The following is a 12,621-nucleotide window of genomic DNA, read 5'->3' on the forward strand; positions in this document are numbered from 1 at the left end:
CACCATGCCAGCACCGCTCGCCTTCGACGGCGTCCTGTACTTCCCAATCACCCCGTTCGACAGTGCAGGCGAGGTCGAACTGGACCTCCTCACCACGCACCTCGAGACCCGCCTGGCGCATCGTCCGGGCGGCGTGTTCCCCGCCTGCGGCACGGGTGAGCTGCATGCCATGTCACCCGCCGAGGCAGCGCGGGTCGTGCGACGCACCGTCGAGGTCGTCGACGGCGCCGTGCCCGTCGTCGCAGGAGCGGGCGGCGGCATCGCGATCGCCAAGGAGCTCGCGGTCGCCGCCGAGGACGCCGGTGCCGACGCGATCCTGCTCATGCCGCCCTACCTCGTGACCGGCCCGGCGCACGGCTTGCAGGGCTACGTCGAGGAGGTGCTCTCGGCGACGTCCCTCCCGGCGATCGTCTACCACCGCAACAACGCGAAGTACACGACGGAGACGATGCGACGGCTCGCCCGGAATCCGCAGATCGTGGGATTCAAGGACGGCATCGGCGATGTCGCCGCCGCCCAGGACATCGTGCTCGCCGTGCGCGAGGAGGGTCGCGACGACTTCGCGTTCTTCAACGGCCTCCTGACGGCGGAACTGACGCAGGCCGCCTACCGGGGCATCGGCATCCCGCTCTACTCCTCGGCGGTGTTCGCCATGCTGCCCGAGCTCGCGACGCTCTTCTACCGCGCATACTCGGACGACGACGAGCCCCTCCGGGAGCGGCTGCTGCGGGAGTTCTACCGCCCGCTCGTCGCCCTGCGCGACGAGACGCCAGGCTTCGCCGTGTCGCTCATCAAGGCCGGCGTCCGGCTGGGTGGGCTACCGGTCGGCTCGGTGAGGTCGCCGTTCGTCGATCCGACTCACGAGCAGACCGAGCGACTGGAGGCGCTGCTCGCCCTCGGTTCGGACCTCGTGGCCGAGCACGCGGTCGTCGGCGCGGGAAGCCGCTGACGATGCCGCACATCACCTCGGTCCGCACCACGCTGTCGCAGTTCGTGATGCCCCGTCCGTGGGTTCCCGAGGCACCCTGGCTGCATCTCGTCCGGGTCGACGTGATCGACGACGAGGGTGCAGCGGGAGCCGGGTTCACCTGGACGCCGACGATCGGCGCGCACGCGGTGCAGGCGCTGCTCGACCACGACATCACCGAGGCCGCACTCGGCCGCACGACCGACGCCGAAGCCCTCTGGCCACAGCTCTGGGCACAGCTGCACGAGGCCGGAGGCGGCGGCATCACGACGATCGCCCTCGCAGGACTCGACACGGCCCTCTGGGATCTGCGTGGTCGTCGAGCCGGCCTCGGACTCGCCGACCTCATCGGCCGACGACGCTCGTCCGTCCGTGCGTACGGCAGTGGCGTCAACCTCCATCTGAGCGCCGACGAACTCGCAGCGCAGGTCGGTCGTTGGATCGCCGCCGGCTTCGATGCCGTCAAGGTCAAGGTCGGCAAACCCGACATCGCCGAGGATGTCGACCGCGTCACCATGGTGCGCGAGCTGCTCGGGCCGGACCGCCGACTCATGATCGACGCCAACCAGCGCTGGGATCTCATGCGCGCAGTCCCCGCGCTCGAACGTCTGAGTGTCGTCGCCCCCGCCTGGATCGAGGAGCTCTTGCGCTCAGACGACACAGCCGGCTACGAACGGCTCCGACAGCACACGTCCGTCCCGATCGCGATGGGCGAGAACGTGCACACCGTCCACCGCTTCCGCGACCTCATCGACCGCGGCGTGGCCGACGTGCTCCAGCCCAACGTCGTGCGGGTGGGTGGGATCACACCGTTCCTCGCCATCGCCGAACTCGTCGAGTCCGCCGGGCTCACGCTCGCACCTCACCTGCTCCCCGACCTCTCCGGGCAGCTCGCGCTCGCCCTGCCGCAGACGACGGAGATCGAGGATGTCGAAGACGCCGACTTCGTGTCGATCGGGGCGATCGACGCCCCCGGTCCGGTCACCATCTACAACGCCGAGCTCACCGTCGAGGAGCGTCCAGGCCTCGGCTTCGTCATCCGGGACGAAGCGACCGCCGCGAGGACTCCGGCAGACGGTGTAACCGAACCGACGCTCACCACCGCCCGGTGACCGAGCGCGCCACCACAGAACACGCCCAGCGTCACCGCCAGCCATCCGAGGAGTCAGCATGACCGGTACAGCCACCGAGACCAGCATCACGAGCACCGTGGACGAAGCCGCCGCAGCGGCCACGACCGCCGCACCGGTGCTCGCCCAAGCCTCGCCGACGACGCGCGCACGCTGGCTTGAGGCGGTGGCCGACGCCCTCGACTCCCGGGTCGCAGACCTCGTGCCGATCGCCGATGAGGAGTCCCACCTCGGCACGCCGCGACTCACCGGCGAGGTGGCGCGCACCACCGGTCAGCTCCGGCTGTTCGCGGCGGTGTTGCGCGAGGGCGCGTTCCTCGAGGCCGTCATCGACCACGCAGACCCGGCTGCCACCCCACCGAAGCCGGAGTTACGTCGTCTGCTGCGCCCGACGGGGCCGGTGGGCGTCTTCAGCGCCTCCAACTTCCCGTTCGCATTCTCGGTGGCGGGCGGCGACACCGCCTCTGCTCTCGCGGCCGGGTGCCCTGTCATCGTGAAGGCGCACTCCGCGCACCCGCGGCTCTCCCGCCTCACCGCGGCGATCGTCGTCGAGGCCCTGCGCGATGCCAGCGCCCCGGACGGTTCCTTCGCGCTCGTCGAGGGTCGCGAGCAGGGCACCGCTCTCGTGCAGCATCCCGCGATCACAGCGGTCGGCTTCACCGGTTCGCTCACCGGCGGGCGAGTGCTCTTCGACCTCGCATCGGGACGCCCGGCTCCCATCCCGTTCTACGGCGAGCTCGGGAGCACGAACCCGGTCGTCATCACCGCCGCGGCGCTCGAGGACGATGCAGCGAGCGGGCTCGCCAGTGGTCTCGCCGCATCCTTCACCCTCGGCGTCGGACAGTTCTGCACCAACCCGGGCATCGTCCTCGCGCCGCGTGGGAGTGGATTCGCCGAGCGCGTCGCGGCAGCGGCAGCAGATGCCGTGCCGGGTGTCATGCTGACGCCGGGGATCGCTGCGGCGTTCGCCGACGGCGCGGCGCGGGCAGCGGCACAGGACGGGGTGCGCACGCTCCTCGGCGGGGGCACGGCTCCCTCCGATTCCGGTGTGCCGACCGTCCTCGTGGCCCATGCTTCGACCGTGCTCGACGCCCCGGAGGTGCTGCTGGAGGAGGTCTTCGGACCAGCGACGCTGGTGATCGAGTACGACGACGACGCGCAGCTGCACGCTGTCCTGGCGGAGGTGGGCGGCGCGCTGACCGCGACCGTCCATGCGGCGCCCGGCGAGGACGTCACCGGGTTGGTCTCGCTGCTGGAGCCCATCGCCGGGCGTGTCCTGTTCGGCGGTTGGCCGACGGGTGTCGCAGTGGGCTGGGCGCAGCACCACGGCGGACCGTGGCCTGCGACGACCTCGCTGCACACCTCGGTCGGCGCGACGGCTGTCCGTCGTTTCCAGCGCCCGATCGTCTACCAGGACGCCCCGGAGCAGGTGCTGCCGGAGGCGCTGCACGAGTCGAACCCGTTGGACATCCCTCGGCGGGTCGACGGGGTGCTCCAGCTGCCCGCGCCAGAGCGCGCCTGACCGGTCCCGACGCGCACAACTCCTGCCATCCGTTCGTGAACACCGCCCAGGAGCCCGGCCTCACACGAGACGGTTCGTCGAGCAGGAGTTGTGTGCAGGGCAGGTGTCAGGGGGCCGTCGGTGTGAGTGCCGCAGCGAGCCACGCGGCGGCCTCGGCCTGCATCGGCACGGTGAATGCGTGCGGGGCATCGTGGAAGGCTCCGAGGTACGCCGACGCGAGCCCCGCGGCACGGTACCGGTGCGAGATGATCTCGTGAGCGGCCCGCATACCGTCCGGCGCGAACAGCTCGTCACGCTCCGCGTACTGCACGAGCAACGGCATCGACGGACGCAGGGCGGCGAGCTCCGGCCAGTCGCCCACCCGAGACAATCCGGGCGACAGGAACGACCACGAGTGCCGATCGGCGTGGCCGTCGAGGACCGCTGCGAAGGTCGACATCATCGCGATGACGACCGACGCCCTGACTCGATCCTCCATCGCGGCGAGCAGGACGGCTCGCGCTCCACCACCCGACAGTCCGAAGCATCCGATCGCATCGGCGGCCACGCCCGGCGATGCCGCCAGATGGTCGAGGGCGATGAGATCGTCGCGGAGGACGAGTCCAGCCAACGAGGTGCCGAGCACGCCGAGTTCCTTCGCGAGCTGCGGTTCGTTCGCTGCAGTGAGCAGCTCGGAGCGCTGCCCGGACGAGACGTCGACGCTCTCCGCGCCGCGGAGCTGGGCTTCCGCACGTCTGCCAGCGATCTGCAGGTCGACGCTGCGATGGAACCGCTCGGCGACAGCCGCATCCGGCGTGCGACGGGAACCCCACCCGAACGCGTCCGGCACGAGGACCGCGAACCCGGCTCGCGCGAGATCCGACGCGACGGCACGGCCGCCGTAGTAACGCCTGCGGAACGCCAGCAGCTCCGCACGGCTGACGTCCTCCGACGAGGGGACACCGTCCGGACCGTCGGCGAGCTTCTCTCGACCGAAGCGGGTGAAGCCGCCGTGGTCGTGCAGCGCGAGCACGCCGGGCAGCGTGCGCGGTTCATCTGCGGGCCGCAGCAGCCAGGCCACGGTCGGCGCGCCGTGGCCGGTCGACCAGCGCAGCTCCACGCCGTCGACACCGTCACGACTCCACGACGCGACGGGCTCGGCCACTTCGGCGAGCGCCGGGCGCGGCAGGAGTCCGAGGACGTCGGCCAGGCGGCCTCGTGTCGTGATGAGTGCCTCGCCGGGCGGGAGGGACGCCGAGGCGGCGGCGAGAGCGCGCAGCCCTGGATCGCGGCCGGGTGACGGCACCTCGACCAGCTCGGTGGGCGCGGCGGGCTCGATGAGTAGTGCCGGGCCGGCGAGCTGGGTCGGGCCGGTAGAGGGTGGGGTGGGCGAGGAGCCGCTGCTCATGGTGCGATCGTAGCCACCGGGCGTCCGGTGAGCAGCGATTCGTTGCCGGCGATGCCCACGGAGATTGCGCGGACCCCGTCGTCGTAGCCGGCCGGTCGCCCGAGCTCGTCCTCGGTCACGCGGTCGAACAGATGCTGGAGCAGGAAGGCGTCGCCGCCGCCGTGGCCTCCGACACCTGCCGGGATGGCGATCTCCGTCGCCTGCTCCCAGTGCCGCTGCAGGATCAGGCGTTCCCCGCGAGGGCGCACCACCGAAGCGGCATCGGCACCGTCCTCGGTGAGGCTCGGGTCCAGGACGACCCGCCCGTCACTGCCGACGAGCACGGCGGCACGCTCCACGACCTCGAGCTCGACCCGTCCCTCCGTGCCGTTGATCGACACGCGGTAGCCCTCCCACGGCGCGTGCGCGTTCAGTGAGTAGCTGAGGGTCGCACCCCCGTCGTAGTCGACGAGGACCGAGAGGTTGTCCTCGATGCTGATGCCAGGGGAGAACACGTCGCGGTCGCGCAGGTAGCCGTCGTGCTGCTCGGCCTTGAGGTAGAGCGATTCGAGGCGCGGATCGTCGCGGAGGTCGAGCGCGAACGGATCCGTGGAACGGCCGTGTTCGGCGGCCGTCGCGTCGTCCGGATCGGATCCACGTGCCGGCCGCGCGCCGAGGCCGCGCTCGGCCGCGTTCTCGTCACCGTAGAACCGCAGGCCGCCCGAGGCGTAGACGGACGCCGGCCGAGCATCGATCCACCAGTTCACGAGGTCGAAGTGGTGCGACGCCTTGTGGATCAGGAGGCCACCGGAATGTTCCTTCTCGCGGTGCCAGCGGCGGAAGTAGTCCGCGCCGTGCACGGTGTCGAGCACCCACTCGAAGTGGACGCTCGTCACCCGCCCGATCCGACCGTCCTGCACGATGCGCCGCACTTCGGAGTTGCGCGGGCTGTAGCGGTAGTTGAACGTCGTGATGACCCTGCGGCCGCTCCGTTCGACGGCGTCCGCGATCCGTTCGACACCCTCGCGATCGATGGTGAGCGGCTTCTCGACCACCACGTCGGCCCCGGCGAGGAGCGCCCGCGACACGATCTCGGCGTGGGTGAAGTCCGGCGTCGTGATGATGACGCGATCGACCCGCTGCTCCTCGATGAGCCGCTCGACATCGTCCGGTCCGTAGCGGGCCGGAAGTGGCAGGCCACGCTCGGTGAGCACTCCCTCGTAGTGGTCGAGGCGGCCTGGGTTGCTGTCGCTCCAGGCGACGAGCTCGGCCACGTCGGCGTGCGGCCCGGCGATGGCGTCGAGGTACATCTGCGACCGGTGTCCGGTGCCGATGAGGGCGTAGCGTTCACGGTTCGTGGTCATGGGACGGTGTCCTTCCTGGACGTCGTTGGCAGCTCGTCGTCGATCTCCCCGTGGTCCGGGTGCACGTCGTAGGCGCGGATGAGGCCGCACATGCCACGGCGGCGCTCGCCCGGGGCGGGGGCCGCGACCGCGACGGGGTGCGAGCCGATCCCCGAGGCGTCGCCGCGCTCGAGGAGGTCGAGCTGGGTCCGGGTGTCCTCGACGGTCGGGAGGACGGTGGCCTCCCAGTGGGCGCGCCAGTGTGCGATGCGTGGGCGCACGAGTGCCGCCGCTCGTGCTGCGAACCGGTCCCAGGCGACCGGCCCCTCGGTTGCGACGGCGGCGCGCAGTTCGAGGAAGCCGTGGACGGCGGCGTCACGTCGCTCGGTGATGCGGTCGGCGGCCTCTGCGTCATCGGCGTCGGCGGCGGGTGGCGAACCGACCTCGGCTTCGCGGGCAGGGTCGGCCAGGATCTCATCCGTGAACGTCATCACGGCGTCACCCGCCTCCGGTAGCCCCGAGTTCGACATCACGACGACGATCTCGAGTCCACCGTGGTTGATCGCCCGATGCACGGTTCCGGGCGGGAACCAGAGGACGGTGCCCACCTCGAGCGGTGTCTCGCGGAAACCGGCACGGTCGATCGTCTGGGCGACGCCCGAGCCCGCGGTGACGACGTATCCTTCCGTCGACACCGTGTGCAGGTGCGGAGTACCGCCGACGAGCCCGTCGACGGAGACGCCGTCCCATACGGCCAGTCGCGTGATGCCGGTGCCGCCTGGGAAACCTGGACGGGGTCGCTGCGGGCCCGCTGCGCTCATCGGACACCGACCGGCATCGGCACGGCGAGCGCCGCGCGTCCGAGTGCGGCGAGCTCCCCGGCGCGATCACCGCTCGCGGCGCCGTCCGCGACGACCACCGCGTAACGGAAGACGATCGTCTCACCGGCTGCGAACGGCAGTTCCTCGCTGAAGAACGGTGCCGGGCAGAGACCGGCGAACTGCTCGGTGCGTGCGAACCACTGCGGTGGGTGGTTCGGGTTCGAGTCGTCGTCGACGATCACGATGCTCGACGCATCGACGGTCTGATCGTGTAGACCGGTGAAGCCCATCCAGGCGTGGCGGGACCCGCGGAGCTCCTCGCCGCCGCTGCCGTCCGGCGAGTGCAGCGTACCGCCGGTGAACGATCGGGGGCCACGCCAGAAGAGTCCCCCGTAGCCGGCATTGTCACGTCCCTTCGTCGTCGGCGAGCCGATCGAGATGTCGGCGCCGGACACGTTGCGCATCCGCGTCTCGAAGGTGAGTGCCCAGTCCGCCCCGGCGCGCTGGGCGACGAGTGTGCGTTCCTCGGCGACGACGAGCCTGGCGTCCTGAGTGATCCAGTCGAGCGTGTGTGAGAAGCGCACGTGCGCGTCGTCGACCTCGATGGCGGTGACGGCCACGTGCTCGGCGCGCCCGTTGTTGGCGAGCTGCTCATAGTCGGTGCCCGTGAAGGTGGGTCCGCCCCAGAAGTTGTCGTCGCCGAGGTGCGGGAGGGACCAGGCGATGCCCTTGTGCCAGACGTGGTCGTGCGGGCGGAACAGGCTGACGAGCGCTCCGCCAGTCGTCCGGACCGGGTGCAGGTACGGCTTCGGCGACTCCAGCTGCACGGTGTCCGGGACATAGGTGTAGCGCACGAGCGCGACACCGTCGAGGTGCACCACGATCGCCGAACCGACCTCGTGGGTGAGCCCGAACCCTGGGCCGTCCGGGCGGGCGGTCGGCGCGCTCATCGTGTCACCGTCTCGAGCCACGGTGCACCGCTGCCGAGCATCGACGAGAAGAACGGGTCGGTCGGGGCGAGTTCACCACGGGTGATCCGACGCCCGGTGAAGGAGGACGCGTAGATCGCCGCGATGAGCTCCATCGTCGAACGGGCCTCGTCGAGGTCGACGGGCGGACGTTCGCCGCGGTCGAGGGCATCGAGGACGGCCGCGAACTGCGCGACATGACCGCTACGCACCTCCGGCTCGCCGTCGTCCCACGCGAGTTGGACCGACTGGTCGTCCGGGAGTCCGGTGACCCGCCAGTCGGCGTCCCCGTAGCCGTACAGATGGTCGAGTTCGACCGAGCCGTACTCGAAGTCGAAGCGCAGCGAACTGGTCTCGCGCGGGGACACGACCGAGTTGACGATCGTCGCGATGGTGCCGCTCTCGAAGGTGACGATGGCCGTCGAGACGTCCTCGGTCTCGGTGTCCCTCGACTGCCGCCCTGCCACGGCCACGAGTTCGCGCCACGGACCGAGCACCGACAGCAGCAGGTCGAACTGGTGGACGCCGTGCCCCATCGTCGGGCCGCCGCCCTCGGTGTCCCAGCGTCCGCGCCACGGGACGGCGAAGTAGTCGGCGTCGCGGTACCAGAGCGTGTGGCAGTGCGCGAGGAGCGGCCGGCCGAGGGTGCCCTCGGCGAGCAGGCGTCGCAGGCGCACTGCACCGGAACCGAAGCGCTGCTGGAAGACGGAGACGACCGGGACCCCGGTCGAACGTTCCAGTCGGGCGAGTTCCTCGAGTTCTTCGAGGGAGCGCACCGGCGGCTTCTCGACGATCGGGATGACGCCTGCGCCAAGCGCCGCGGCAGCGACGGCGAGGTGCGCGACCGGCGGTGTGCAGACGTGCACGAGGTCGAGCGACTCGGACGCGAGCGCCTCCTCGACGCTCGCGTAGACCGTGGGGATGCCCCAGCGTGACGCGAACGTCGCTGCACGATCCGGGTTGACATCGGCGCAGGCGACGACGGCGGCCCGACCACCCTGCGCGGCGATGGCCTCCGCGTGCGCGTCGGCGATGGCGCCGGTCCCGACGATCAGGGTCCGGTACTGACGGTGCTGCTCGGTGCTCACGGGTGTGTCCAATCGAGTGTGTCGGGTGTGCGCCCCTCGACAGGCTCGGGGCGGAACCCTGCTCGCCGAGCCTGTCGAGGTGCCTCAGTGCGGACCGGTCAGCCGGCGGCGACCGCTGCCTTCAGGTCCTTGATGAACCCGTCGGCGGCTTCGTCCGGCGTGTTCTTCGCGAAGAGCACCTGCTCCGTGTACTGCTTGACGAGCGCTTCGATCGCGCTCCCGCCCGGAGGGGTGACGGCGGGCGGGTCACCGATGTCGTCGGCGAGGCCGTCGAGGAACTCCACCACCGCCTGGTCCGTCTCCGCCAGCTTGGGCGTGATGTACTCGCGGATCTTCGTGTTCGCGGGGACGCCGCGCTCGGTGAGGAGCGAGTCGGCCGCGACCTCGCTGTTCGACAGGAAGTCGATGAACAGTGCGGCCTCGGCGGGGTGCGCGGTCCGAGCGGATGCCGACCAGTACATGGACGGCTTGTAGTACGCGGAGCCGTCCGCCCCGCCGTCCACGGTCGGGACGCGCAGCAGCTCGAGCGGAGAGCCGCTCGCCTCGGTGAGCGCCGTCAGCTGGCTGTTCCACCACGGTGCGAACGCTGCCGCGTTGGTGGCGGTGAACGACTCGGCCAGACCACCGGCCTGCTTCTCGATGATCGCGGAAGGCGACGGCGTCGCACCGTTGTTCACGAGTTCGAGGAGGTAGGTCCACCAGGACGCGAGCGTCTCGGGCTTGATGACCACCTCTCCCTTGTCGTTGTACAGCTGGTCGCCGTGCTGGCGGGCCCAGTTGTTGAGGCCGCCGTCCTCGAATCCGAACGGCTGGAAGCCGTAGACGGATCCGGCACCGGCCGCTGAGACCTGTTCGCTCAGCTCGGTGAAGTCGTCCCAGGTCCAGGTCTCGTCGTCCGGGATCTCGATGCCGGCCGCGGACAGGAGCTCGGGGTTCACGACGAACGAGTAGCTGGTGATGCCGGACGGCACACCGTAGAGGGAGTCGCCGACGGTGCCGGAGGCCAGCGTCTCCTTCGGGAAGTCGCCGAGGTCGAGCTGGTCGGTGACGGTGTTGAGGTCGAGCAGCGCGCCGCGGTCGCCGTAGGTGGCGATGTACTTCTCGTCCATCTGGATGATGTCGGGGGTGTCGTTCGCGGCCGTCTCGGTCGCGAGTTTGTCCCAATAGCCGGCCCAGTCCGTGAACTGCGGCTCGATGGTGATGTTCGGGTGTTCCTTCTCGAAGGCTGCGATGACCTCCTGCGTCGCTGCTGTGCGGGCGTCGTTGCCCCACCAGGTGAAGCGGAGTGTGACGGGTTCGTCGGACAGTTCCGTGGCGGCGTCTCCTCCGCCGCTGCAACCTGCGAGGAGGAGCGCTGCGACGGCCCCCATCGCGATGAAGCCGGCGCCTCTGCCGTGCTTGCTGATGCTCATGCTGTTCCCTTTCGAATCGATCGGTGTCGTGCTGATGCTGGTGGATCTGATGGTGCTGGAGCGGGGTGGGTCACTTGCCGCCGGTCGTCGCGATGCCCTTGAGGAGGAACCGTTGACCGAACAGGAAGACGAGGAAGATCGGGAGGAGCGAGACGACGCTCATCGCGAACATCGGCCCCCAGGAGGTGGACGATTGGGCATCCATGAAGGCTCGGAGCGCGAGCGGCACCGTGTACATCTCGGGTTTGGTGAGATACAGGAGCTGGCTGAAGAAGTCGTTCCAGGTCCAGATGAAGGTGAAGATCGCGGTGGTCGCGAGCGCCGGCACCATGAGCGGGAGGATGATGATGCCGAAGATGCGCGGGTGGCCGCAGCCGTCGATGCGAGCCGCCTCGTCGAGCTCCTTCGGGATGCCGCGGATGAACTGCACCATCAGGAAGACGAAGAACGCGTCGGTCGCGAGGATCTTCGGGAGGATGAGCGGCAGGTACGTGTTCACGAAGCCGAGCTGGGAGAACATGATGTACTGCGGCACGATGATGACGTGGATCGGCAGCATGAGCGTCATGAGCATCGCCGCGAACCACCACCGCTTCCCGCTGAACTTCAGCCGGGCGAAGGCGTAGGCCGCCATCGAGCAGGACACGAGGTTGCCGACGATGCAGCCGAGCACGATGAGCACCGAGTTGAGGAGGAACACCCCGAACGGCTCCGAGAGCGTGTTCCAGCCCTCGGTGTAGTTGCTCACCTCGAAGCTGTCGAGGATGAGCCCGGGGTTCCGGAAGATCTCCTCCGTGGGCCGGAGCGATGAGACGACCAGCCAGATCACCGGGTACAGCATGATGAAGCCGACGAGGATGAGGCCGATGTGCTTCAGCGCGGACTTCCATGGCGACCAGCCGCGAGCACGGCGGTACTGGCGCTCGGCCTGCTTGGCTTCGCGGCTGCGCGGGTTCGTGCCCTCGGTCGTGATGGACCGTGTGGTCAGCGTGTCAGTCATCGTAGTTCACCCAGTATTTCGAGGCCCAGAAGTTGATCGCGGTGAAGACTCCGATGATCAGGAGCAGGAACCAGGCCATCGCCGAGGCGTAGCCCATGTCGAAGTTCGAGAAACCGCGGTTGTAGAGGTACAGCGTGTAGAACAGCGTCGAGTCGGCCGGGCCGCCTGTTCCGCCGGACACGATGAAGGCCTGCGTGAAGGCCTGGAACGCGTGGATGATCTGCAGCACCAGGTTGAAGAAGATGATCGGCGTGAGCAGCGGCAGCGTGATCTTCGTGAAGCGCTGCCATTTCGTCGCCCCGTCCATCTGCGCGGCCTCCTGGTACATGACGGGGATCTGCCGGAGGCCGGCGAGGAAGATCACCATCGGCGCACCGAAGGTCCACACGTTGAGCGTGATGAGGGTGGACAGCGCGGTCGACGGGTCGGCGATCCAGCTGCGGCCCTCGATCCCGAAGATGGCGATGAACTGGTTCACGAGTCCCTCGCCACCGAACACCTGCTTCCACAGCACCGCGATGGCGACGGAGGAACCGAGGAGTGACGGCAGGTAGTACACGGACCGGTAGATGGCGAGCCCTCGGAGGCCCCGGTCGAGTAGCGCCGCGAGCGCCAGAGCGGCGGCCAGCTGCAACGGGACGGAGACGAACACGTAGACGAACGTCACGCCGAGCGAGGCGTGGAGCCGCTCGTCGCTCAACATGCGGATGAAGTTGTCGAATCCGATGAACGTGGGTGCCTGCAGGAGGTTGTACTTCGTGAAGGACAGGGCGAGCGAGGCGAGCATCGGGCCGACGGTGATGACGGCGAGGCCGATGAGCCATGGCAGGAGGAACAGGTAGGCCGCCTTGTTGTCGCGGCGGTTGTCCTTCTTGGTGAAGGCCTTCTCCGCCGCGGTCTGCGGGCGTTTGCCTGCGCTGAGCTTGCGGAGCTCTCCGAGGGCGCTCATCGAGTGCCTCTCGAGCGCTGCGTCCTGGGTACGGGTGGACCGGAATGGTACACGG

11 protein-coding genes are annotated in these 12,621 nt (G+C 69.4%); 3 read left to right on the forward strand and 8 right to left on the reverse strand.

The window, feature by feature from the left end:
• Positions 1–4: 4 nt before the first annotated feature.
• The 3 genes from ABMA10_RS17890 to ABMA10_RS17900 are packed head-to-tail and all read left to right on the forward strand — an operon-like array spanning position 5 to position 3,619.
• The gene (locus ABMA10_RS17890) at positions 5–949 is read left to right on the forward strand and encodes a 5-dehydro-4-deoxyglucarate dehydratase (RefSeq protein ID WP_347869269.1); all 945 of its coding nucleotides are present in this window, start codon (positions 5–7) and stop codon (positions 947–949) included.
• 2 nt (positions 950–951) lie between these two features.
• The gene (locus tag ABMA10_RS17895) at positions 952–2,079 is read left to right on the forward strand and encodes a mandelate racemase/muconate lactonizing enzyme family protein (RefSeq protein WP_347869268.1); all 1,128 of its coding nucleotides are present in this window, start codon (positions 952–954) and stop codon (positions 2,077–2,079) included.
• 58 nt (positions 2,080–2,137) lie between these two features.
• On the forward strand, positions 2,138–3,619 hold the full coding sequence (locus ABMA10_RS17900) for an aldehyde dehydrogenase (NADP(+)) (RefSeq protein ID WP_347869267.1): 1,482 nt from the start codon (positions 2,138–2,140) through the stop codon (positions 3,617–3,619).
• 106 nt (positions 3,620–3,725) lie between these two features.
• On the opposite strand, the gene ABMA10_RS17905 is transcribed toward ABMA10_RS17900, so the two are convergent.
• From ABMA10_RS17905 to ABMA10_RS17940, 8 genes are all read right to left on the reverse strand, one after another.
• Positions 3,726–5,006 carry a dienelactone hydrolase family protein gene (locus ABMA10_RS17905; RefSeq protein ID WP_347869266.1) on the reverse strand — a complete coding sequence of 427 codons (1,281 nt, stop codon included), beginning with the start codon at positions 5,004–5,006 and terminating at the stop codon, positions 3,726–3,728.
• On the reverse strand, positions 5,003–6,349 hold the full coding sequence (locus ABMA10_RS17910; RefSeq protein ID WP_347869265.1) for a Gfo/Idh/MocA family protein: 1,347 nt from the start codon (positions 6,347–6,349) through the stop codon (positions 5,003–5,005). Before ABMA10_RS17910 ends, ABMA10_RS17905 begins: the two co-directional genes overlap by 4 nt.
• The gene (locus ABMA10_RS17915; protein ID WP_347869264.1) at positions 6,346–7,149 is read right to left on the reverse strand and encodes a cupin domain-containing protein; all 804 of its coding nucleotides are present in this window, start codon (positions 7,147–7,149) and stop codon (positions 6,346–6,348) included. The genes ABMA10_RS17910 and ABMA10_RS17915 overlap by 4 nt, the downstream gene beginning before the upstream one ends.
• Complete coding sequence (locus ABMA10_RS17920; RefSeq protein WP_347869263.1) at positions 7,146–8,099, reverse strand: PmoA family protein; 954 nt, start codon at positions 8,097–8,099, stop codon at positions 7,146–7,148. Before ABMA10_RS17920 ends, ABMA10_RS17915 begins: the two co-directional genes overlap by 4 nt.
• On the reverse strand, positions 8,096–9,205 hold the full coding sequence (locus ABMA10_RS17925) for a Gfo/Idh/MocA family protein (RefSeq protein WP_347869262.1): 1,110 nt from the start codon (positions 9,203–9,205) through the stop codon (positions 8,096–8,098). Before ABMA10_RS17925 ends, ABMA10_RS17920 begins: the two co-directional genes overlap by 4 nt.
• Before the next feature lie 98 nt (positions 9,206–9,303).
• Positions 9,304–10,617, reverse strand: coding sequence for an ABC transporter substrate-binding protein (locus ABMA10_RS17930; RefSeq protein ID WP_347869261.1), 1,314 nt, complete (start codon positions 10,615–10,617; stop codon positions 9,304–9,306).
• A 70-nt stretch (positions 10,618–10,687) separates the two neighbouring features.
• Positions 10,688–11,617: a carbohydrate ABC transporter permease gene (locus ABMA10_RS17935; RefSeq protein ID WP_347869260.1), complete on the reverse strand. Its 930-nt coding sequence runs from the start codon at positions 11,615–11,617 to the stop codon at positions 10,688–10,690.
• A complete protein-coding gene (locus ABMA10_RS17940) occupies positions 11,610–12,566 on the reverse strand; it encodes a carbohydrate ABC transporter permease (RefSeq protein ID WP_347869259.1) in 957 nt (318 codons plus the stop codon). The genes ABMA10_RS17935 and ABMA10_RS17940 overlap by 8 nt, the downstream gene beginning before the upstream one ends.
• Positions 12,567–12,621 lie beyond the last annotated feature (55 nt).

This window comes from Plantibacter sp. RU18 (genome assembly GCF_050613355.1).
Classification (GTDB): Bacteria; Actinomycetota; Actinomycetes; order Actinomycetales; family Microbacteriaceae; genus Plantibacter.

What these genes read in the sequence shown, in the direction of transcription:
- ABMA10_RS17890 (WP_347869269.1), top strand. Translation starts at nt 5, where the DNA reads ATGCCAGCACCGCTCGCCTTCGACGGCGTCCTGTACTTCCCAATCACC.
- ABMA10_RS17895 (WP_347869268.1), top strand. Translation starts at nt 952, where the DNA reads ATGCCGCACATCACCTCGGTCCGCACCACGCTGTCGCAGTTCGTGATG.
- ABMA10_RS17900 (WP_347869267.1), top strand. Translation starts at nt 2,138, where the DNA reads ATGACCGGTACAGCCACCGAGACCAGCATCACGAGCACCGTGGACGAA.
- ABMA10_RS17905 (WP_347869266.1), bottom strand. Translation starts at nt 5,006, where the DNA reads ATGAGCAGCGGCTCCTCGCCCACCCCACCCTCTACCGGCCCGACCCAG.
- ABMA10_RS17910 (WP_347869265.1), bottom strand. Translation starts at nt 6,349, where the DNA reads ATGACCACGAACCGTGAACGCTACGCCCTCATCGGCACCGGACACCGG.
- ABMA10_RS17915 (WP_347869264.1), bottom strand. Translation starts at nt 7,149, where the DNA reads ATGAGCGCAGCGGGCCCGCAGCGACCCCGTCCAGGTTTCCCAGGCGGC.
- ABMA10_RS17920 (WP_347869263.1), bottom strand. Translation starts at nt 8,099, where the DNA reads ATGAGCGCGCCGACCGCCCGCCCGGACGGCCCAGGGTTCGGGCTCACC.
- ABMA10_RS17930 (WP_347869261.1), bottom strand. Translation starts at nt 10,617, where the DNA reads ATGAGCATCAGCAAGCACGGCAGAGGCGCCGGCTTCATCGCGATGGGG.
- ABMA10_RS17935 (WP_347869260.1), bottom strand. Translation starts at nt 11,617, where the DNA reads ATGACTGACACGCTGACCACACGGTCCATCACGACCGAGGGCACGAAC.
- ABMA10_RS17940 (WP_347869259.1), bottom strand. Translation starts at nt 12,566, where the DNA reads ATGAGCGCCCTCGGAGAGCTCCGCAAGCTCAGCGCAGGCAAACGCCCG.